Annotated in this window: 5 protein-coding genes; all 5 read right to left on the bottom strand. The window is 51.3% G+C overall.

Features of this window, described 5'->3' with window-relative positions; translation table 11 throughout:
* Positions 1 to 19: 19 nt before the first annotated feature.
* On the bottom strand, positions 20 to 8743 hold the full coding sequence (locus NSU01_RS11630) for a chitobiase/beta-hexosaminidase C-terminal domain-containing protein (protein WP_339303126.1): 8724 nt from the start codon (positions 8741 to 8743) through the stop codon (positions 20 to 22).
* Positions 8744 to 8824: 81 nt separating this feature from the next.
* Entirely contained in the window at positions 8825 to 16627 is a 7803-nt protein-coding gene (locus NSU01_RS11625) for an S-layer homology domain-containing protein (RefSeq protein ID WP_076248725.1), read from the bottom strand.
* A gap of 24 nt (positions 16628 to 16651) precedes the next feature.
* Positions 16652 to 22222, bottom strand: coding sequence for a hypothetical protein (locus NSU01_RS11620; RefSeq protein ID WP_144026226.1), 5571 nt, complete (start codon positions 22220 to 22222; stop codon positions 16652 to 16654).
* A 385-nt stretch (positions 22223 to 22607) separates the two neighbouring features.
* Positions 22608 to 23261 carry a deoxynucleoside kinase gene (locus NSU01_RS11615; RefSeq protein ID WP_042135585.1) on the bottom strand — a complete coding sequence of 218 codons (654 nt, stop codon included), beginning with the start codon at positions 23259 to 23261 and terminating at the stop codon, positions 22608 to 22610.
* Complete coding sequence (locus NSU01_RS11610; RefSeq protein ID WP_039303946.1) at positions 23258 to 23881, bottom strand: deoxynucleoside kinase; 624 nt, start codon at positions 23879 to 23881, stop codon at positions 23258 to 23260. Before NSU01_RS11610 ends, NSU01_RS11615 begins: the two co-directional genes overlap by 4 nt.
* Positions 23882 to 23976: the final 95 nt, after the last annotated feature.

Here is a 23976-nt window from a genome sequence, read left to right as displayed (position 1 = left end):
TTCATCAAAGAATTACAAATTATTGCACAACCGACATGATGTCTTTGTAAGCCCAGTGTGTTGCCGGAAGATCCTTGAAGCGTACTGCTGTTACAGCCAGCTTCTTCGTACCGGCAATCCGGTTGATCAGCACTACAGCCTGAGCACGGGTAATCGGTGATCCCGGTTTAAATGTGCCGTCAGGGAAGCCTTGCACATAACCTGCTTTGGACAGGGCATTCACATAATTCTCTGACCAGTGGCCCTTCAGATCCGACTGCTTCGTAATTCCGGTATCTGTAACATCCAGCTTCAGCACTGTAGTCATGATCTTGGAGAACTCGGCTCTCGTCAAGCCCTTCGTTCCGCCGAAGCCGCCGTCCGGATAGCCTTCAATAATGCCTGCCGAAGCGAAGAATCCGGTCAAAGCCTCGTTGCCTGCACTTACATCATTGAACAGGTTTCCTACATTCACGTCTTCCATATCCAGCAGCGGAGCAAGGGATTGGATCAGCTCATATCTGGTAATGGCTGCATTAGGCATAAACAAACCATTCGGATAAGCAGCGATATACTTAATTTCTCCCGCATTGCTCTTCAGGCTGTATTTGGCATTCTCCGCTACATATTCAATGGTAGTCACAGTATCATTTTTATCTGTGATCATTTTGATCGTCATGGTCTTGGTAATCAACAGCTCACCGGTATATTTCGTGCTGTTTACTGTCGGCGTGCTTCCGTCCGTTGTATAGTAGATCGTCTGCCCTTCCGGAGCTGTCAGCTTCAGCTTGCTGTTCTTGGCAATCTTCACTGGAGCTTCACTGTCTCCATTCACCGTCGTAGTACCGGCAATAGCGGTAATCACCGGAACAGGAGTTGGTGTTGGGGTCGGGGTCGGCACAACTGCACCGCCACCGCCACCGCCACCGCCACCGCCGCCGCCTCCACCACCGCTGGAAACTAACAGCGTCCAGGTCCAGGCCGATACCTTGCTGTATTCTTTGCCCGGAACAATGGTGACGGCTTTAACAGTCGTCTTGTCCTTCAGCACAATCGCTTCGCTGTATAGCTGAGAAGCTTCCGTAGGATCTGTGCCGTCGAGCGTGTAATAAATTTGGCCGTCCGGCTCCGCTGTTGTCAGCTCTACTTTCACTTCCGTCGAGAAGCTCAGCTCCGCAGGTGTTGCAGTTGGTGCAGCTGCCGAGCCAGGGTATTGCAGTGCAGCCGCATTAACTGTAATGCTTCTGCTCTGTCCTCCGGCTATTGCCTTCAGCACTGCGCTGCCGCCCTGTTTCAAGCTTCCTGCAGCACCGTTCACATCAGCCTTGGACGGATCTGCACTCCATACCAGTGCTCCGCTGCCGCTCAAGCTGAATGCCGAACCTACACGGTTAATCAGATCCTGCGGGTTCAGTATAACAGCCGCTGAAGCAAGAGTTCCTTCTTCTGTTCCGTCAAAGGCCAGAAGTACCGGATAGAATGTGTTCTGTGCTGTCCAGATTCCGGCATCCAGACCTGCTGGAAGATTCGGGCTGGTAAGCTCTGTGCCAAGCAGCCCCATTGCACTGCTGCTGTTGCCAGCCACTGCTTGGCCATCCAGATTGTAGAAGGCAATATTATTCTTCAGCATTTGTCTGTTGAACAAGGATTGGCTGATGGTTGCATGATCAGACTTCTGTCCGGCAATCCCTCCGAAGAAGGCCTGCAGCGGAAGAATTTTGCCTTTCACTCCAGCTTTCACTTCTCCGGTATTCAGGGAAGAAGTAATCGCTCCGCTCTCCGCCAGACCGGCGATACCGCCAGCCCATGCTGTAGACATTCCTTCTGCGTAAATGGCCCCGGCAGAATAGCTGTTCTTGATCTCTCCCGCGTTCAGACCGCTGATCCCTCCGGCTATAGCCTGGGCCGAAGCCACATGGATATCGCCATAGACAATCGACTCAGAAATTGTACCTTCCGCACTGTTCTCACCGGCAATGCCGCCGGTTGCCAGTGTGGCAGTAACATCAATATTGCCTTTGGACACTGCCTGGTGAATCACTCCGGCGTTGCGTCCGGCAATTCCGCCTTTACGGCCCTGTCCCGAAAGAGTCACTCCGTCATTAGCAGCCTTCTCAATGAGGCCTAGATTCACACCTGCGGCTCCGCCTGCCGTGGCACTGCCAGCTACAGAACCACTGACGTTAACCTTGCGGATTACTGCACCTGCGTGATTGATCCCTGCAGCAATACCGGAATTTACTGCGCCGGAAATATCCGCTCCGGTAAAGTTAACATTCAGAATCTGGCCATAGTTTTCTTTTATGAATCCGGCTGTTTGCTGCTCTGGGGTTTTCAGTGAAAGTCCGCTAATCGTATAGCCTTGACCGTCAAATACTCCCTTAAAGCTGTCGAATGCGGTCCAAGTGCTTCCGGCAAGATTAATATCCGCCCCAAGCAGGATGGTTGCCAGCTCCGGTTTGTCGTCAGCTGTTCTGTTGAACAGCTTGTAATAATTCAGGCCTGTCTCGTTATAGAACATGACTGCACCCGAGAGCTGCAGCGGAGTCTGAACCGTGATTGTTCCGTCTGTCAGTTCGTTCAGGAAGGAGGTATCATAATCCATAATCCATGTGCCTGAGCTGAGCGGATTAACCGCTGCTGAACTCACGGCGCCAGCCGCCGCACCTGCATTGTGGCCTACTGCCTTCAGTCCAGCCGTAAGCGTACCTGTCGTATACGACGAACCGGAAATTTTGCCGTCCCGGAAGTTATAGCCGACCAGTGCGCCTGTAGAGACGTTATTGCCTGCTACATTAACGGAAATCTCCGGAACATTGGCATAGACGCCTGTCAGAGTCCCGTCATTATAACCGGCAAAGCCGCCGTTGTAAGAACGGGTTGAAGACTTCACTCCGACTGTAGAAATCTTGTTCTGCAATGCGTAAGAATTGCTGATGCTGCCGCTTCTCTCCACCGCTGCTGCGAAACCGCCGCTGCGTGTGTCGAAGCCGGTATTGCTGATGTCACCGGAAGCATAAGAGTCCGTAATCGAATAATGATCTACAGAACCCGCGAAGCCGCCGACATAAGAGCCTAATCTGCCGCTGACATTCAGCTTGCCTGCTGCATAGGATTTCTGAATTTGTCCTGCAAGCGTACCATTATCACCCAGAAGTCCGGCAAAACCGCCCGCATAGATGGTATTGTCCTGATTGGTATCGGTGATTTGTACCGGAATATCCGTATGGGTATGCGTAATTTTGATAGTATCCCCCATACCGATTACCCCGCCGGCATGTGTCGCCGGTACAGATTGACCCAGCGTTAACGCTGTGCCAACCGTCAGAGCTTGTCCAGATCCGGCGATCACCTTGCTGTAATGAATCTCGCCGCCTGATCCCCAGCCGACAAGTCCGCCGGCATTATACACTCTGCTGGTATCCGCATGCAGACCGGTCTTCACGATGGTATCTACAATGATACCGCTGCTGTATCCGGCAACTCCGCCTGCATTTACTGTGTTGCCGCCGGTTACATTCAGCCCGGAAGCAACCTCTGAACTATAGATTGAGGCATTGTCGTTCTTGCCTGCCACACCGCCCGCATAGAGATCAGCACTATTGTCTGCTCCAGTGACCGTTATCTTGCCGCTTTGAACTTTGGCAATGTAAATGCCGCTGTACAGCGGATAGGCTTTGCCGAAATCATAGCCCCGGTGGATATCATCCGCAGAGACTGTTCCGGCAATCCCGCCGACTGCTGCATCGCCGTTCTTCGCTGCAACCTGAAGATCAGGTGATGCCTCTGCATGGTACAGGATAGAATTCACACTCTCTCCCAGGATACCTCCCGCAGTAATCTCTTCACCTGCGGCCTGCAGAGAAGCATTGAACCGGACATCATGGATCGCCGTATGGACAGCCGATCCGGCAATCCCCCCGATAACAGCCTTCAGGCTGTCGCCCGTAGTAGACAGCTTCACGCCTTCAACTGCTGCATGTTCAATGTCAAAGCTGTTTCCCGGATCAATGGACCGGGCCAACATTCCGCCCAGCTTGCCTTCTTTAACACCTACAACACCACCGGCAGTACCGTTGGCGGTCAACTGCACACCGCTTCCGAAGCCTGTCACTGTGACATTGCTGATGCTGTTTCCGGCATCCGATTGGCCGATGATGCCGCCGAGAATCGAGCCGAGTCCGCGTGCTTCAAGCGTTCCGTCAGCGAAGGTCAGCGTAATATCCTTCGCCTGGCCCGAGGTGAATTGGCCAATGAGTCCGCCGACAGTGGATTCCATTCCCGTAGCCGAAACCCGGTACCGCGAATTCACTTCATGCCCAAGACCTGTTACATCGCCCGTCTGGACTCCGATAAGTCCGCCGACAATCGCATGATCAGCAGCGCTGCCGGTGCTTCCGTCTATATCCTTAATGGTATAAGTCCCGGTTGTGAAATCTGCTGTATTCTCACCGATCAGTCCACCGGCAATGCCGTGGTCAGCAACCGTCTCAATCCGGCTTCCGCCGTCCAGCGTAAGGTGGAGCCCGGTAATACTGCCCGAGTTGCTGCCGATCATCCCCCCGACAATTCCGCCGCTGACCTTCACGCCGCCAAGCAGCTTAAGATCCACATTGTTCACTGTACCCAGGTTCATCCCGGCAAGGACTCCGGTATACTGGTTGCCGGCAACAGAGAGCGGCTCCAGATTGATATTCTGGACGATCGCCTTCGTACCGATGACTCCGAACAATCCGGAATGAGTGTACACCGGCTGCAAGGTTAAGCCATCGATCAAGTGATTGTTTCCTTCGAAGGTTCCTTCAAAAGGATTGGCTTCCTTGTTGCCGATCGGCACCCACTGCTTGGACTGGATATGGATCGGATTTATGATCGTCACGGTTCTGTCCGTGAAGTCGAATTTGTCGGCTCCGGCAATCGTGCCGTTGACAATTGCTGCCAGACCGGCAAGCTCTGCTTCCGTAGTAATCTGGAAGTTGATAGCATCCTTATCCTTCATGTACCAGTTGATATTGGCATTGACATCATTGCCGATATCACCGCCGGTATTGGCTGCACGGTTTACTTCAGGATATTGGTATACTGCGTTAAACGAGCCATATTTCCATGCGCCTTCAAAGTCCCAGCCTGACAAGCCCGGGAAGACCGTTCTGTCCTTCAGCGTTTCCGAGAGGATCGTAGTCAGCCGCACATGCACATTCAGCCAGCGGTGATTGCCCTCTGCGAAATCAGGCAGGTCAGAGTTGATGTTGAGCGCTTCATCTTTAATGTAATAAGACTTGTAGAGCAGCTCTTTGCTTGCATTGTCATAACGTCCGGCGAAGCCGCCGGCATAAGCGCCCGAACCAGCAGTAACTTCCGCCGCCGAGTATACATTGTTCACTTTACCGTTAGTTATTCTGCCGATGAAACCGCCAACGTAAGAATTGGCTTTGGCAGCTGCTACACTTTTGGCTACATAAGAGTTCTTGATGGTACCGCCGGAGTGTTCCCCGACCAGACCGCCAACATTCGAATATACGCCGTTTGCCGTAACCTTGGAGGAGGTATAAGATTGCTCCACCGTACCGGCTGTGTTTCTGCCGATCAGTCCGCCCAGGTAGACCGAACCGCTTGCTGTTCCAGTTGCATTGCCTGTAACGTCGATATCTACATAGGAGCCGAGAACTGCCCCTGCATTCTCACCAGCCAAGCCGCCAGCCAGTGTGCCTACACCCTCAATGGTCAAGTTGGCATTGGAGTACGTATAGTAGAGAGTTCCTGATGCCGTGTTCACCCCGGCCAAGCCGCCGATGATGGAAGAATTGCCTCTGGAGATTACTGTGATTTTATCAGTAATGCTGTTATTGGCAATCAGAGTGCGGTTCTCGCCGACCATCCCGCCCACGATTGCAGTAGGTGAAACAGCGGATACAGTTCCAAGTGTGCGCGTATTCTGAATCGTACTAACCGCTGTGGCCGGATTCAATACGGGATCAATTGTCTGGGCATCATTCAAGCCCACAATCCCCCCGATATAAGATGAAACCGCTCCGGCGTTAGCCTTCAGATTCAGAGCACCTATATAACTGTTCGCAATAATTCCTGAAGAACTACCGTGGTTGTACCCTGCCACCCCGCCTGCAGTAGCGCGTGGTGCATTAATCGTCAGATTAACCGTTGTACCTACCAGACGGTCAAGCTTGGAGGCTTCATTGTAGCCGACAATACCGCCAATATAGGCATCTGTAGCGGCTGGCGCTACCAGAATCAACATGTTTTCCAAGTTCACTATTTTGCTGTCACTGTAGATAGCGCTGTTCTCCAGTGTACCCGCCAAGCCGCCGACAGACGGTTTAGCTGCCTGCGCTTGGATGAACGCCTGCGCGTCATCCGCTGCGTTCACCTCCGGATTAGTAATATCCGTAGTTTTCGCAGCCCCAACGATCGCTCCTGCTTTGGATTCCACAGCAGTCAGCGTAATCATCGGGTCATACCCGGGAACATTCAGCACAGCTGACTTCATTCCCGCCCGGTCAGCAGGAGCTGCCGGTCCTTCTGAATGTCCGGCAATCCCGCCGGCTTCAGCACGTACACCATTCGCCTCAATAGACAGCCGGGTAACTGTAGCGTTAACCAGTTGACCGGTATTGAGACCGGTATTACCGCCGAGTACGTTATCCGCACCCGTTGAAGTGATGACTACATTCTCCGCATGATTGAACGGAGCCGCTGCTGCCGAATGGTTCTCACCGAACATTCCGCCAGCTTTTACCGAAGCACCTGTAGCTTTAATTTCAGTACGGCTCGTGTGTCCGTTGAACTGGGCAGCCGAGTTATGCCCTGCGCCGCCGCCGAAGCTGACCTTGTCGGCCTTCAGTTCAACCAGCAAATCCTGTACTTCCGCAGGCACGGCGACAGTGCCGATTACCGCATCCGCAGTAAGCTTACCGGCTGCGCCGCCGATGGTATATCCGCTTTTGCCGGATTCATTCAGGAAGCTGATCCGGGCAGCCTTACCACCCGTCAGAACCAGTGGCTTAGTGTTCACGCCTACAACTCCGCCGAACGTGATGTTATCCTGGCCGTCTGCCGGAGCAGCTACCACAGCTTTCAGAATTAACGTGCTGTAGCTTGCCGAGGAAGCATCTCCGGCAGTTATGTTGTTCATGGTTCCTTGTGCATTACCGGCAATTCCCCCGGCAATCCCGCCTGCAGAAGTTACCTGAAGTGTTGCATATTTAACAGAAGAATCATTCAGGGTACCTTCCAGATAACCGGCGATTCCGCCGATTGTACCATCCGAAGTTATCGCCAGAAGATCGCTTGCGGTTTTGCCTGTTACTGATGATGTAATCGTTCCGCCGGCTTCATACCCTACGATACCGCCGGTGTATACATCCGCTGTCCCTTTTACATTCAATGCACCTGTGGAGGAGGCCTGGCCTATATTCCCGCCGGCATCATAACCGGCAATCCCGCCAGTATAGATTCCTGTTCCTCCGTTAACCGAGACAAGCGCTTTATTCTCAAACACCCCTGCTGCAACGTTGCTGGTTACCAGTCCGCCTGCAGCATGTCCGACAAATCCGCCAGTGGATACATTTTGTGTACCTGTAGCTGTAATCGGCTGCGTGTTGATGTAAGCATGTGTCCAGGTGAATTTGCTGCCGGTGTATCCGGCAATTCCTCCTGTGTATACATTCTTGCCGCCGTTATTCACTACCGGTGCGGTATTTACAAACGTAATCCCAACCTCCGGACTGACCACCGTACCCGTTGCTCCTACAATCGCTCCGGCTGCCGAGCCTTCTGCCGCAGGTGCATTAACCGTAACTGCACCCTTATTGGTAGTCATGTTAGAGAATACTACGGTATTGTCCACTTTACCGGCAATTCCGCCTGCCACAACCCGGTTTCCGCCGGCGATGGTGACAGAAGCATTATTGATGATCGGAGTATCTTCATCATTCAGACTAAGCGGTCCTGTAGTATGACCAGCAATCCCGCCTGTGGTGAGAACGGCACTGTCAGTACCTTGTGCGAGAATTGCTGCATTATTGACCACTTTTTTGATGATGATGCCTCTGGATGTGCCGTAGCCTAGGATCCCGCCGATATCAGCTGAACCTTGCGCCGTAATGGTTCCGTTGTTGATAGAGTTAGAGATCATACCTTCGCCCATTCCGACAATTCCGCCCGTGAAGGAGCGGTACGGAGAAGCGTGAGTGCTGATACTGATATTGTTGGTAATATCGAAAACGATGCTGCTGCCGCTCATTTTACCTACTGCAGAGCCTGCATATACATCATAGGTTACACCGGTAACAGTGATGGAGCCAGACCCTTCAAAAGTCAGACCGCCGACTGTCCCGCCCTCCATATTTCCTACCAGACCCTGATAGGACAAATTTGTAACGACATTCATATTGGAGATTTTCTTGATTAGACCACCCTCAGTGATCAGAGTACCCTTGAATGGATGTTCGGCTGTACCAATGGGAATCCATTGATAGTTTTTGAGATCCATGTCTCGCGTAATTTCAAGAATTTTGCCTTGCAGACCATTCCCAGTGCCTTCATTAACCAGCTTGGCAACACCCGCAAGCTTATCCTCACTATCAATTTTGAAGGTATCATTGGTAGATATATACCATTCGGTCTTTGCCATGCTGTCCCAGGTCTGCGGATCAGCCTTAGCCATGATTCCGCCGGCAACTGCCGCAACGACAACCACTGCCAGCGCTATTAAATACCCTATAATTGATTTCCGCTTCAAAGCCATTTTGACACCACCCAAATAGTATTATGAATTCCCAGCAGAGTGTGCCCGCACTCCACAATAGGCGGTACGGGCACATTCTTGTTATTGCTTGGCTGTAATCAATTGATCAAGTCTGATAGCAATGGCTGCCGCCTGTTCACGCGTAAGCGGACTGGACGGATTCACCTTGTTGCCTTCCCCAAGGATAATGCCGTTCTTGATGCTCAATGCTACTGCTTGTCTTGCCCATGCGGGAACTTTATCTTTATCGGTGAAACCAGCCAGAATTGCTGTTACTTCTGCATCACTGATTTCAGTGCCTGGGCTGACAAGGGTGAGCAGTCTGCCCAGCATCGTCATGGCTTCCATTCGTGTCAGCGTACCCTGAGGCGCATACTTGCCGCCTTCGAATCCGGTGACAATACCCAGCTGTGCAGCAATGGAGACGCTGCGGTTATACCAGCTGCTGCTGCCGACATCACTGAAGCCTGCAGAAGGTGCCTGCTTGTTCATCAGACCTGCGACGCGCAGCAGAATCGTTGGATACTCTGCTCGGGTCACTTTGCCGGTCGGATCAAAGGTATCTGCAGATTTGCCTAATACGAACAGCTTGGCGGAGGCTGCTGCAATACCGTCCTTGCCCCAGCCTGCAGGCATATCCTTGAAGATCTTCTGATTGCGGATGAAGTAGAGGCTGCCTTCTCCGGTCAATTGCACATTCACTGCCGTACCGCTGCTGTCCAGTTTCCATGGCACAGTAGTCCAGTTACCGGCTGCATCCTTCAGCACAATTGCTGTAATTTCGTTTGCTGCAAGCGGCGAAGGAATGGCGATCTTGGCTGCAAGTGCCGGTGTCCAGCTGCCTGCTGGCAGGTTAGCCGTTACCGTAACACCCTGTCCTGCGGCCATAAGCGTGAAGCCCTGCTGATCGGCTATGGTCTTCATGGCCTGCTGATCGGCAGTGCTGTTCTGGCCAATGCCCACCACAAGCTCACCATTTAATGCGGTAAGATTCTCAGGTTCAAGAACCAAACGACCCATCGGCACCTCTATAATCACTTTCTTCTTCGCTGCAACGGCCTGCTTCACAACATTCTGATCTACATGGATACTGAATGCTTTTGCAGCCGGATCTGCGGAACTAACCGTGAGATCGCTGCCCGCTGCGGCTTCTTTATCCGTAATCCGGATTACCGCTGTAAGCCCATTCCATTCTGTGACAACCGGCTGTCCGTTAACAGTTACTTGTGCGGCTGTATCTGGTGCTTGCTCTTCTACTACGCCTGGTGTGGCAGCTCCGCCACCACCACCGCCGCCACCGCCACCGCCTGTTCCAGCACCGCTGCTGGACCATACAGTTGCTGTAACCTGACCCGCTGCCTTAACCAGCTTATCGGTAGATGTCCGCTTAGCGAGCACGATTACATCACCGTATGAAGCGCTGATTATACCGTCCAGCGGAAGGAGCGGCCAAGAGCTGACATTATCATCGAAGGCCGGCTGCACAGCGCCGGAACGATAAACCTTATACGCAATCTGCTGTCCGGTCATATCCCCGGAGGAAGTAATGGTGATCTTGGTACGGCTGCTGTCTGCATAAATATAAGAAGTGCTGGCTTGAATTGCACCAAGCTTCTCTGGTTTCGGTACGGCTACTGTGGCCGCAACCATGCCTTTGAGCGTTACACCCTCGGACACCTTATACTCTGCTTCAATTAAGCTGGAGCCTGTGGCAAGCGCCGTAACACTGCCTTCTGCCGACAAGGACACTGCATCGCCTACGGCGACTGTATAAGTCAATTTCTGCAGATTCTTATCTGCAATTGGCTCATCCTTGAATTTCGGCTTGCCGGTATTCTCGTCCTGTCCATCCGAGACCTTGAGATAAGCCTTAACTTTGCCTGTTTGCCCTGGCTCCAGGTCCTTTTCCATTCCCTTCAAAACCAGTGCTACAGGAACCTTGTAACCAGCGTTCGTGATATCCACAACCGCTGTGTTCAGATTCTTTGCCTCATCGGAGGCAACAATGTTAAGTGCCACGGAAGGCTCATCGGATTTGATCTCCACAGTTCCATTAAAGTCCCCCGTCAGCGGGTCCACCTTAAGGGTAGTAGGAATCTCCACTTCCTTGTATTTGCCATCCGGCTGCAATTGGTTCACTGTATATTTCGCTGTCAGCACAGTTCCTGTTGTTGTAGTTCCTGCTACATGAACAGCGCCGTTTGCGGTACGTTCACCCGTTACCGGCTGATCAAGATACAGAACCGGAGCGATCGTATCTACAGTCATATACAGCATCGTGACCGAGATATCCTTGGTCGTCATGTTTCTGGCTCTCAGTTCAAGAGCGAACGGTCCGTCTGTCTGGAACTGGTCGAGATTCAGAACGCCTTGGCTTCCGCCGCCGGCCTTGTTCGTCAAAGCTACCGACCCGATGGACTTCTCAGCATTAAAGACCTCCACCGTCACATTGGACTGGTCTGAAGTGAGCGTCAGCTTCTGCTTCGTTTCACTGGTCAGCAGGTTAATGTAATTTCCGGTATCCTGCACGGTACCAGATCCGCTTGCCACAGTAAGCTTTGGCAGGCTTGGAACCGGCAGCAGCTTCTTGCTGCTGTTCTGGTGCTCAGCATAGTGATAGTTCTGATTCTTGTCCGCATCTTCAGTTGGAACCGTTGCGGCAGTGACACCGACAACATACTCCGTTCCAACTTCCAGACCGGTATACTTCACCTTGGTCACATCCGTAACCGTTCCTTCAAGGCTGGTTGTATTCACTTCATCCGAAGTGGATAGGGCCTTCCAGCCTCCGATCAGAATACCTTCATATTTACCGGTTGCTGCATTCCAGTAAGGCTGAAGTTCTTCTTCGGTGTACAAAATTTCGCCAAATGGAGAATAAGTCTCCAGCTTGCCGTTCACTTGGACCTGAGCATCAATGACGAAGCTATGCTCGTAAGCGTTATGTCCCGCTTTTTTGGCTCCCGGCTTGAAGGAGAGCGAGAACAGTCCGTTACCGGCAGGTACAACCGAGACGTCACTGACAACCTGCGGTGCAAGCGGATCAACGAGCTCGAATCGCTGCGGTGAAGTCTTCGTGCCGAAGGTTGCGCTGGATTTCAGCTCGGCCCGCAGATAATAATTGCCTTGTCTGAGCAGCCCGCGGATATCCTCGGGATTGCCCATCAGCGATACATTCGTTACATCAATTACTGTACTGCCGCTGGTTATGCCACCACTGACAGAACCGCCGGCGCCAACCGGCACATCTTTGGCAATCAGCATCCCCGGATCTCCCGGTGACAGCACCTCTTGCCCTTCCACGATAGTCTTTTCAGTGGTTACCGCATCTTCAGCCAGGTACAGATTCACTGTATCTCCTTCTGCTGCGTTGGCTACTTTCCAGGATGCCGTGAATTTATTGACATTCGAGTTATCCTTCGCGAGATTCACTTCGCTGAGCTGAGGCAGGGTTGGAACATTCATCAGCTTGGTTTCTACAGCCGAGACTGCAGTAAGCGTCCAGGTTCCGCCTTTCTTAGCTTCATTCTCAGGAATAATAATGTAAGCTCTGCGGATATCCACTTCAGCATTAAGCTTGGATGGATCCGGTGATACATCACTTGCAGGAATATATTGTGTAAAAGCATTAGCTTTAGGATTAGGCTTGTCCGGATTCGCAAAGGTTTCGAATACCACCGGATAATCCTTGCCCGCTGCATCCTGCAGCTTAAATTCCGGCATATCCTTACTGCTGTATTCCATTTCGATAATGGCATTACCGGTTGCAGCCCCCATAGGAATCTCATGGATTCTGCCGCCGTTCTTGACCGTAATGCCGCCTACGCCGACATTAACCGATCCGTTCTCAACAATTTTCACACCTTCTGCTACTTCACGGTAGATAATCTCCTGATTCTCTTCCTCAGCAGCAGGGGCGGCCGAAGTGGCAAGAGTCTCTACACCTTCACCAATAACCATCAGGCGCGGTCCATTATCGGGATCATCCACTACGAGATGAATCATACCTTCCGGCAGCTGATCGCTTGATGTACCGAACTCTATGCCTCCGCTCCAGTAGTAGGTAATACCCAGCGAGATGAAGAGAATGCCGATACTGCCCCATACCTTATCATTGTTGACCCCGAGGAACATACTGGACAGCGGCATTCCACCGACAACCGGTACACTATTCGGAATCTGTACTTTGGAGCCGATATAGCCTTCAAAGTCAGTGCGGTTCTTCTCCAGATTCTGTCCGACGAAGATTCCCGCCTTACCGATGATGATATCCCAGCCGCCGATATCCATAGCTGCCTCTACCCGCACGAACCATGGAGTCACCCATTGCGCTTCAAGCAGCGCTTTGGTGAGCATTGGAAGCCGGTCATCCTTCTCAGCTTCTGCGTCTGCGGAGAAGTCAAGCCGTCCTTCCACCTTGAGGCCGGTACGCTTCACCGTCAGGTCAACATCCCCGAAGAAATACGCCGGGGCAATCCCGAACCGCATGCCTACGCCAGCTTCAATCGTCAGCGGGAACGGGTCCTGCGCCGTACCGCCGGCAATGGTATCCGCCAGCTCGCGCACTGCACCGCGTACAGCGGTCAGATAGGTTGCACCGGTGACAATAATACCCGGAGCCGGCAATTCAGCCCCAAAGGCGATTACATCCGGAAGAATCCGGCCGTCTTTTACCTTTTTGAGCGAGAATTCAATCTCCACACCCAGCATGTTCTTCAGCTGTGCCGCGAACTCCAGGCCATATTCATTACCAACTCCGCCGCCCTGCACGGCATGCTTGATGGTAACCTTACCGCTGGGAGCATCCGGACCTTTCTTCTTATCCGCGTCTTTCTTCTTATCCGGTCCGAACAAGCCCATCTCCTGATTCAGATCGAAGCCGAGTGAGGCATCTACGCCATAGAAGCCTGCGCTGTTGAATATGACATTCTTAATTTCTGAGTTAATGATCTTCAGGGACAATGAGCCGCCGAAGGAAATCCCATTCTCTCTCAGAATGAAATCATTGAAGGAGAAGCCAAAGCCGTCAATCGCGAAGCTTGGAGCCCCAAACAAAGACTGCTTGTTGAAGTACACATCCCCGATCATGACCTGGCGCAGCGGATTCAGTCTGTCGCCCACACCGCCGATAGCCCATTTCAGACTGCCGTTCTGGCTGTCGTCTTCCGGATTACCGTCATTTCCTTTATCTTCCTTACTGCCTTCTTCCTCTTCATCGTCATCCTCTGGCGTCTCCACCTTGGACGGATTGTAGTTCTCATCTCCAAGGGATTTGGAGAAGCCGTTGAAGAAATCAAGCGTCCATTCGCCCTTATGGAAGACGAAGCCGCTGCTCGCTACACTGAGCGTTCCGTCACCCTTGATGAACAAGGTATCCAGGAAGGGAAGATCGCCCGGAAGGCTGTTTCCGAAGATGTCCAGCTTGCCGCGTACAAAAGCCAGATCCTTGCCTGTATAGGCAACAGCATCATTAATAATTGCCGGTTCTGTCTTGGTATCCACGATGACCTGCTCTTCATCACCCGTGCCGACCTGCTTGATCATTCCGCGGACCGTAACCAGAACCTCACGGTCGAATTCCGGGTCCTCGGATTCTGCTTCTTCCTGGAAGGCTTCAAAATCCTCTTCTGTTGCAAACAATTTGTAGGCATACAGCGGAGTCTCTTTGAGCGCTTCATCATCCATGAATTCACTGATATCAAATTCAGGATCAACCGCCTTGCTGGCTGCTCCGAACAAGGCCTTGGTCTTCTTATACTCGGTGACAGCAGAGTACAGGAACGAGCCGTTCTTAAATGGCTCACCCGGGAACAGCGAGTTCAGCTGATCCAGCAAGTCATCCTTTACAGAGGCGCCGTTCGCGAGGCCGCTGATATCCACAGCTTCCCTGTACACAGCCATAACTCCGGCTTCACGGATCCGCGTCTCATCATTATCTGTAACCAGGAAGGATTGAGGGGTAGTAATATCGTAAAGGGCTGCTACTTCCTCGTCGCCTCCCGCATCGCCTTTATAGTCGATCTCCACTGCGTATTCACCCAGCGGCAGCTCGGGTCCCAGTCCGGATTCCAGCACATTGCCGCCTTCATCAACCCGTTCCCCGCCGCGGTAAGTAATCCGCATGGCACCTGAGAAACCATCGTCTGTAGGCTGCATAACCACTGCATCCTGCACATTCACCTTGTACCGGCTTCCGGATACCAGATCCTTGAGGTACAGGTCAAAGTTCGGTGCTGTGGTTGCATTGCCCGTATTATAGGCTTCAATGTTCGACAGATTCACAGTCAGATATTTCACATCTGAGCTATACAGCTCTGCCGGTGACAGAGCGTATGAATACGTAGCCGTTGCTTCGCCTACCGGCGGCAGCAGAATGAAGTTTGTACGGTTCGACTCATATTGGGCTTTGATGCCTTCATCCTCAATGCCCTCAATCTTGCCCTGTGTTTCCGGGCTTCTCGCGGAAATCATGTAATCCCGCGTTACCGGCCAAGGTCTGCCTTTAGCCTGAACACGGAAAGTCGCAGTGATGGCATCACCCGGCTTGTACTTCGGCTCAATTCCCAATGCAGCTTCCTCAGGAGAGGCTGACTTTTTGAATTCCAGCATTTTGCTGCGGTCATTCTCCAGGACTGGCTTGCCATTTGCGTCCAGGACGTCTTTGCCGCTCTCATCCTGCCTGACGAAGCTGAGACCGCTCTCCAGCGTCATCTCCACTTCGATCTTGGAGTGCTCCATATTGTAGGCCTGCAGATTCTCAACCTCGGCTGTGATCGTGAAGACTCCGTTATCCACGTACTTCGACGGAACCGTCTCCCCTTGTTCCAGCGCAGCCGTAGCCAGCTGTTGAACCTGATCTACATAGCGGATCGAGAACACTTTATCCGGAGCAGTTATTTCTCCAAGTCCATAGACAGTTTCGAAGCTCTGGAAGCCTCCGGCTGCCACTTTATCCGGGTTCCAATAGAAGGCAACGGCGGAGTCCGCCGTGCCGTAATCATTGGTGTCTCTGGTGAAGTCCAGGTTGGGATGTACTTCATAATCCCATTTCGTATTCGCCAGGCCGTTCCAGTGACCGACAATCATTTCATCCACAATATTAATGTTCTGTTCGGCAAAGTTATTGAAGCCATAGGCAACGACATTGGTTGCCTGGGGATTAGTCAAATCCAGCTTGTCGCGCATTACCCAGTAAGAAGGAATCTTGAAGTAAGCTCTGTCCTCTTCAGGGATTCCGGCATTATCCTCCGGATTATGCACCAGCTTCCGCTCTACCTGCAGCGGTGACTTGTAAGCTGTTCCAATCTGGAACTGCGGCCCGTCGTTACCGCCGACCATCGTATCCAGCAGGATCCGGCTTCCGATCTCTACCTGCGCATTGCTCCGGTTATTCACTTCATAGCGGATGTTGACATTTCCGGAATTGACAGCATCCTTGCTGTCGGTGTAGAGCATCAGAATCTGCTTAATCTCTACGCCTTTAATCTTCCAGATCATCTCCAGCTGCTTCGTGCCATTCGAATTCTCTACCACCTTGGGTGTAGTAGTCTCTGAATAATGACTGTTGTCAAACTTGTACTTATTCCCGTAAATATAATCAGTTCCGTCAATCCGGAACGTCGTGAACGACGTTTCCGGATCATCTCCCTGGAACAGCAAGTTTACGTTGTTGTCATTCTTGCGGATGGGCTGGCCATCCACGGTCCGAATCCCGTAGCGTCCGGTTTCATTATCCACAGTAACCTTAATAAAGTTATTCTCTACAACAGTTGTCTTTGTACTGCTGGCCGCCTCCACAAGCGCATGAAAGCTCTCGGAGGTGGACAGAAATACCATGATTATTGTGAGCATGAGCGCGGTAGCGCGTTTGAGCAGCTTCACCATGTATTCCCCCTGTTTATCTTTCATTTATTTCATGTTGCCAATAAAGAAGGTGGCAAACTCGCGGTCCCGCTCCTGTGTTCTCACGACAATCGTGTACCAGCCTGTTTTCGGGAAGGTGACTTTAAATTGACTGCTCACGAGTTCGTCATAAGTCAGCTTCTGCTTCACCAGCTTCAGCTGTCCTTCGCGGTACAAACCAGGGTAATACAGAATATCAAATGTTCCTGCCTGATTGACCTTGTCTACTCCGGCTACCTTCATATTGTTGTAGCCTGATACCTTAAAGGTAAGTGTATTGGTATTGAACAGTGCAGACTCGCCGGAGGATGCCGAGATTAAGGTATCGTTACCGAAGATCAGCAGTCCGCCATCCTTCACGACCACCACATCCTGATAAACAACCGTCTCATTCCCTACCTGGTCAACCGCCGTATAAGCTACACGCTGGCGTCCAAGCTTGCTCAGATCCAGCCCGCTGACCGATACCTTCACACCCGCTGCTTCCGATACATTATCGGAAACTGTGAAGCCGCCGAGATCTGCGCGGAAGTTAAAGTCCTTCTTGTTCTGGACAATACCTGCTGTTTCGTTATTCAGTGTCAGCTCAGGCGGTGTGTTATCAAGACCCGCTATTGTAACCGGAACCTTGTTCACATTGCCCAGAAGATCCGAGATGGCGACTACCGCTGACCCGCTGCTCTCAAAGGCACGTGAGTAGCTGAACGTTCCATCAGCTTTACTGATCTGATTCGAATACGCCGCTCCGCCCTCAATAGGTCTTACTCCGAAGAACATTTTATTAGGTGCTGTGACGCTGCCGCTAATCGTAACCTTCACTTTACCCTTGGCATATTTCTGTCCGCCGATCGTAACAATCTGATCTGCCGGAACCGCTTTGCCATCCGCATCTACAAAGGTGTAGGCAATTTTATCAGCTTCAGGCGGTGCGGAGAGAATATTCGTAACCTTCTCTTTAATGACTGTCGTATTGCCGTACTCATCTACAACTGTGAAGGAGGCTGTTCCATTCTCAGTCAGTGTAATGCTCTTGGCCTGACTGATAATGTTAATAGCTTTAGCCGAGGCATCTGCCTTCTCAACCGTTACTGTAGTGCCGGTGGAGAATAGTACATTGCCGTTATTATCCTTCACGGTATTGAAGGTGCTGCTGCCGTTCAGGCCATATTGGTAGGAACGGACCACTTTCACCTTCGGAGCTTCTTTGTTAATGTTCTTTACCGTGGCTTCGACGGTATTTGTATTCCCGGCCGCGTCCTTAATCTCAAAGACGAAGGTGCCATTTTCCTTGAAGGTGTAGGCATTTTTGCCGCCATTGTTAGTAATCGTTACAGGCTCAGAGGTGCTCTGAAGATAAGCAACCACATTACCGTTCGTACGCTCCATGTTCGAGTATTCAACCGTTCCCTCTGGAGGCGTACCGTCAATATTCTTTACAACCAGATACAGGGTATCTGTCCGGTCCGGATCACCGAGATCGGTCAGATCGAAGCTGTAATAGCCATTCTCATAGATCTTGAATGAGTTTCCGGTCCGCACAGGCACCGAAGGGTTAATCTTCGAAGGCATCACGCGGATACCCGGCGGAAGCGTGAACTCAATATCTGCCCCAACCGTGGCATTTACCGGACTGTTCACGCTGAGCGTTGCAAGCGCATAGACGGGCTGTTCGGTTGTAGAAGCGCCTTCGATATCAAGCTTGGCCGCTTCACTGATCAACCCGCCCGGTGTTCTGTACTTGACCCACACCTGCAGCTGTGTCGGATCACCAGTCGGAACCTTCACGGCTACGAAGTTGGTATAAGGCTTCCAGTTGATCCAGCTTGCACCGTTATCAGGTGATACCGAATATTCATATCCCGTTTTGTCCTCTGTCTCGAGGCTCAGCTTCACAATCGCTGTGTATCCATCCTTTGCATCACCGGACAGATAGATAAGAGAAGACTTCGCATCGGATACAGGTGCCTCCGGTTTGGAAGATGCTGATACCTTGAAGGTTCCTCCGCTTGCCGTCACAGAGCTGTTGCCTGCCCCGTCAACCGCGAGTACATATAACCGGTATTCAGCAATTTGTCCCGCGTCCAGCGATTTGTCGTCTATGGACACCGAACCGCCTGACGGAACGTCCTTCCATTCTGTAGAGGACTCTGTAGGTACTTCTGCACCTGTTTCTTGTTTGACCCATTTATATTTGCTGACAAGTCCTGTTTTGCTATAGAATTCCGACACGCTGATCCGCGTTTTCTGCTGCGGCAACGGGTAAGCAATAGCATCAGGGCTGAAATACACCACTGGTGCTTCATTGTCAAAATAATAAGCTTTCGAATAGTAATACGTTCTGTCGCTGTGCTTCACCATAAGATGAATGTATTGCGTTCCGTTCAGTTCAGATTTAGCCGGAATAACATAGCTATAGGTGGCTTCACTTACAGAAGCATTAAGTCCCATCGCTGACAGCCTGGAATCCGTGTTATCTTCTGTTGCCTCCGCTGCGGCATCTGCTGCCGGTTCAGTAGCGCCTGCTGAAGCAGCAGGTGTAGTTGCCGGCTCGGCACCGCTCTCTGGTGCCGGAGTTTGTTCAGCCGCCAGCGGGGTCAGTTCAGGCTGAACCGGTCCTTCGGACAGGAGCTTAAGGATAGCCACTGGTCCGATGTTTGCCGTAACTTCCGGTTCTGCCGGAGCATTCGGCTCTGCTGGAGCTTCAGGCTGGGGAGTCTCTTCCCCGCTGCCTAAAGAATTGTCCACGGACAGAGGTTGTATCAGCTCCGTACTTGCTTCAAGGCCTCTATATTCATTGTCGGACTCAGGATGAATAGAGCTGCTGCTGATGGCATAGCCCACATAATCCGGGGTCACTCCGCTGATCTGGAACATAACATCATGACTCCGAACGTAGTCAGGATTAGCTTCCGGTGTGAACTGCGTCGGAATCGTAGCCTCTGAACTCACGACAACCGCCTTTTCCTGTGGTGTCTTGACCGTTTCGTTGCCCGCATTATCGAGTGCCTTCAGATAGAGCCAGTAAACGCCATCCTCATCAATATCCTCATAGGTAGACCGGGTTACGGTATTCCCGGAGTATGATGTATCGGCCCACTTAATGTCCTGTGGTGAATCCCCGTCCTTCACCCATTGATACTGCACGCTCTTGACGCCGCTATGCGGGTCCTTTACAAGTGCTTGCACAGTGGTGCTGTCCTCGGCGGCCATTGTAATGGCAGGTCCCTGATTGTCCAGCTTCAGGATACCTACTTCATGGGTCCAGTTGGAATCATCCTGTTTGAAATCGTCAACCTTCCAGACACTCAGGTCGCCGTATTGTCCAACAGCGGCCAGCGCCTGATTGTCAGCATAGAAGATTTTATCTGCCTTCGAACCCGGTGCTTCTGCAATCCAGGCATCATACTGCGCCTGATGGCTCGCCACATAAGCTTTTTTCTTCTCGTACTGCATCAATTCTCTGGCTGAATCCCAGGTCATATCCGCTGTCCAGGTATGCAGGTACCATTCCCCGCTGTTTCCTTCCTCGAACGCTTCAGGCGGAGGAGAGAGCAGGTTGGTCTTGTTATTCACTACCGACAGCTGTACATTCTGGAATTCTCCGGGATACAGCTCTTCCGACGGTTGTTTGGCAGAGAGCGCGTAACGCTTGAGTGCCGCGTTATTGTCTCCGGATACAGAAGCAAACGGATCCGCTTTATCCTGACTCCACCAGTAGTAGACAAGTCCAACGGAAGGTGATGCTTCCGCACTCATATTCGAAGGCCGGTAGATTCCGCGGCTCGGCCGTTCTGCACCACGGTCTGCTTCAGTCGGATCAAGGTGGGGTACTTTAATCGAAGGATCATTGGCATCGATCGTTACCTTACCTTTTTTCGAATAGGCTACATCACTCGCGCCCTGTGCCTCGAACCGGTATCCGATAATCGGTTTTGTATTGTCGATGAACAGGTTCGCCCAGTCTATCTTAGAGTTGGCGAGCGAGAAGTCACTGCCGTAAGGATCAATTTTCTCTTCATGTGTTCCATCGAAGTTAGCGGGCTGAATCATCAGGTTGCCTGCGTAATCCTGGATTACATCCGTATCCATATTGATAGGCAAGCTGCCGCCCTTGGCATCATTAGATACGGCAACGGCCTTGAGCAACGGTGTTTCCACAGTTAGTCCGCCAGGTACTGTCATGCGGAAGGTCCAATTTCTTGTATTCTTGCCTGCAACATAATAGGCTTTCATTCCGTTATTGAAAAGAATAAAGGTTTTCTTCTCATCCCAGCCGGTTTTGGCAATTGCCTCTTCCGTCATCTGCAGGGTGAAATCAATAACATCTCCCTTATTCAGCGTAACACCGGTCAGAATCTCCGGTTGAATGCCGTTAGCAGTCTTGGAATACTTCGGACGCACCGCATCCACGATAACGCGGAAGCCGCCCCGATCGAAATCAAACGGGTTCCCGCTTTTATTGTTCAGCCAGGCATTGCTGCTCTTGCTCGGCACAGTGTTGAGATTTATAGTAGCTTTATTCCCTGCCGCATCCCTGAGCACGGCTTCTTTCAATTTATTCTCCAGTGACAGATCCATTGGTGCTCCGCCGGTAGTCCCCCCGGTAATTAGCGGTTTCAGGGGTAGATTGCCGCTGTTATGAAAAGGAACTCCGGTATATCTATAGGAAAGTGTTTTCTGATACGTAGTTAGATTGTCCTCATTAAAGGTAATATTCTGCAGATACTGCTGCTGTCCGGCAGCCGGAAGTCCGGTGTCCGGATCATTAATGAACAGCTTTTGCCGCAGGAAATAATCGGAGTTTGCTTTCACTACCGTAGCCGGTCTGACGGGCTCGTTGAAATTGTAGCTGAGTGTGATGTTCTCATCTCTTTTGACATAAAGCTCTTGCTGATTAATATTCTCGTTCAGCCGTTCTGCTCCGTTGCCGGTGAAGGTATAGCTGTCAATGACGGGACGCTTGAGATCCTGGAACTTGAGATAGAAGCCCCGTACCCCTGCTGCTTCACCGTCGTCATCGCCTTCACCATATACCCATACTTTAATTTTGGAGGTAGGTGTAATACGGGCTGTAGCCGTTTTGTTATATTTCTGGCTACTGCCGGTTCTTTCTTTGATAATATCCCTTCCGTCGATGGTCACCGTAATTGCCGAATGACGTGTCCACAGGAACCCGGAGTGACGCCGCAGAACCGCAAAACCTGTAATCATCTCTGCTTGTCCGCTCTCCGCCATGGCCTTCAATAACGGATTTTTGGCTACGTCAACCTCGAACGTGACCGTTGCTTCATTATCATCGAGACCGGCATAGATATCACCGGTTGTCCAATCCATTCTGGCATCTTTGTCCGTCTCAGTCTGGGCGAAGCCTTCTTCCATATTGTTGTAAAAGTTACCGAAGGCGTTCTCTGCAGGGTAGCTCAGATTCCCCACATGCGCTCCGTTCTTAAACGTTACTTCAAAATCATCACCCGCAGCTTCTGCCAGGCCACTAAAGGAGCCGGGTATTAACGACAACAACATGCTGAGAATCAAACTTAGCGAGGTATATTTCTTCAATCTCCTGCTTATTAACAATGTGATGCTCCCCCTTATTCGTTCATCATTTCCTGTCCGGCGTGTAGCAAGATTCGCTGCAGTTTCTATTAGCTCCCTTAGCTCCCGCATTCTCCTTTCGCTTGCCTTCCCGCGGACCAAAAACAATTAAATTCTAATTACTGCAATTATCATATCTGCGATCCATTCTATCAGGCCGCTCTAAACAATCTCTTAACAATTCTCGACAAAAGTCGTTTCAAATGGTCCTGAATAGGGTAAATGTCCCGAAAATATGAAAAAAGTCGCGTTTTCTTTAAAAAAAATGTCTAAAAACACAAAAAAAGCAGCCCCAGATGAACTGGTGCCGCTTCCTAACATCCCTATATCTTATCGATCCCACAAACCATCCGCTAAAATAAAACCTTTACTTCCCTACCGGAGCCCGGCCAATTGCCGCGCCTACCTTATGCAGGATATCCGCCATGGAGGCAGCATCCTTCACATCATATTCGTCAATGTTCAGCCGCAGCACCGGGCAGGCACTGAACTCGTTAATCCACTGGGAATACCGGCCATGCATATGCTCCCAGTAGGAGACATCGGTCTGAATCTCCATCTCGCGCCCGCGTTCATTGATCCGGGTCAGAATTGAAGGCAGACTGCCTTCAATGTAGATCAGCACGTCAGGATGCGGGAAATACGGAGTCATCACCATAGCCTCGTACAGGCTGGTGTAAGTTTCATAGTCGGTTTTTGACATCGTGCCCTGATCGGCATGCATTTTGGCAAAAATCCCTGTGTCCTCGTAAATCGAACGGTCCTGCACGAACCCTCCGCCCAGCTCGAACATTTTCTTCTGCTCCTTGAAGCGTTCCGCGAGGAAATAGATCTGCAGGTGGAAGCTCCACCGCTCAAAGTCATGGTAGAACTTCTCCAGATACGGATTATGATCTACCTGCTCAAGTGACGTCTGAAACTGCAGGCGTTCCGCCAGTGCTGCGGTCAGGGTCGATTTGCCGACGCCCACCGTGCCGGCTACCGTGATAATTGCATTGTCCGGGATGTTGTATGAGTTCATTTCATAAGCTCCTTTAATTGTTCCGCGATTGCGGCGAAGTCTTCCGGGTTCTCTACAAAGTCCACCTTGTTGCCATCGATGGTAATAATGACCGTAGAGGGTTCGCGGCGGGCCAGTGAAGCCATCGCATCGTCATAATCCTCGATCAGCTGCTGCAGATAAGCAGGCGCAATGATCTCTTCGAACGTACGGGCGCGTTTGGCAATTCTGGCCAGCAGCGTATCCAGATCGGCACGAATGTAGAAGATGATATCCGGCTTCGGAAAATCATCAGTCAGGATATGATAGATCTCCCGGTATTTGTCCCGTTTCGATCCCTTCAATGTCCGTTCCCCGAAGATCAGATTCTTATAAATATGATAATCCGAAATGACCGGCTTACCTTTATCTATGTACTGGGTCGTAGTGTCTTCAAGCTGCTTAAACCGGTTGCAGAGAAAAAACATCTCCAGCTGGAAGCTCCAGTCGTCCATATTCTGATAGAACTTGTCCAGAAACGGATTTTCATCCACGATTTCTTTAATGACCGGAAGCTGCATTTCGCTGGCGAGCATCGTGGCGAGGGTTGTTTTACCGGCTCCAATTGGGCCCTCCACGGCTATAAAAGGTGCATGTTTCATTAACGCTGATTTCCTCCTCAAATACGGACAATGCCGGGTACAGCTTATTAAATATCGGTGCACAAATCAAATTCCACAAAAAACAGACTAAATCA

It is taken from the genome of Paenibacillus sp. FSL H8-0259 (assembly GCF_037963255.1).
GTDB lineage: Bacteria > Bacillota > Bacilli > Paenibacillales > Paenibacillaceae > Paenibacillus_AQ > Paenibacillus_AQ phytohabitans.
Note: the sequence above shows the minus strand (reverse complement) of the source record. Positions and strands in the feature narration are given on the sequence as shown.

Coding starts and splice junctions, on each gene's coding strand:
- NSU01_RS11630 (WP_339303126.1), bottom strand. CDS start 8,743: ATGGCTTTGAAGCGGAAATCAATTATAGGGTATTTAATAGCGCTGGCA.
- NSU01_RS11625 (WP_076248725.1), bottom strand. CDS start 16,627: ATGGTGAAGCTGCTCAAACGCGCTACCGCGCTCATGCTCACAATAATC.
- NSU01_RS11615 (WP_042135585.1), bottom strand. CDS start 23,261: ATGAACTCATACAACATCCCGGACAATGCAATTATCACGGTAGCCGGC.
- NSU01_RS11610 (WP_039303946.1), bottom strand. CDS start 23,881: ATGAAACATGCACCTTTTATAGCCGTGGAGGGCCCAATTGGAGCCGGT.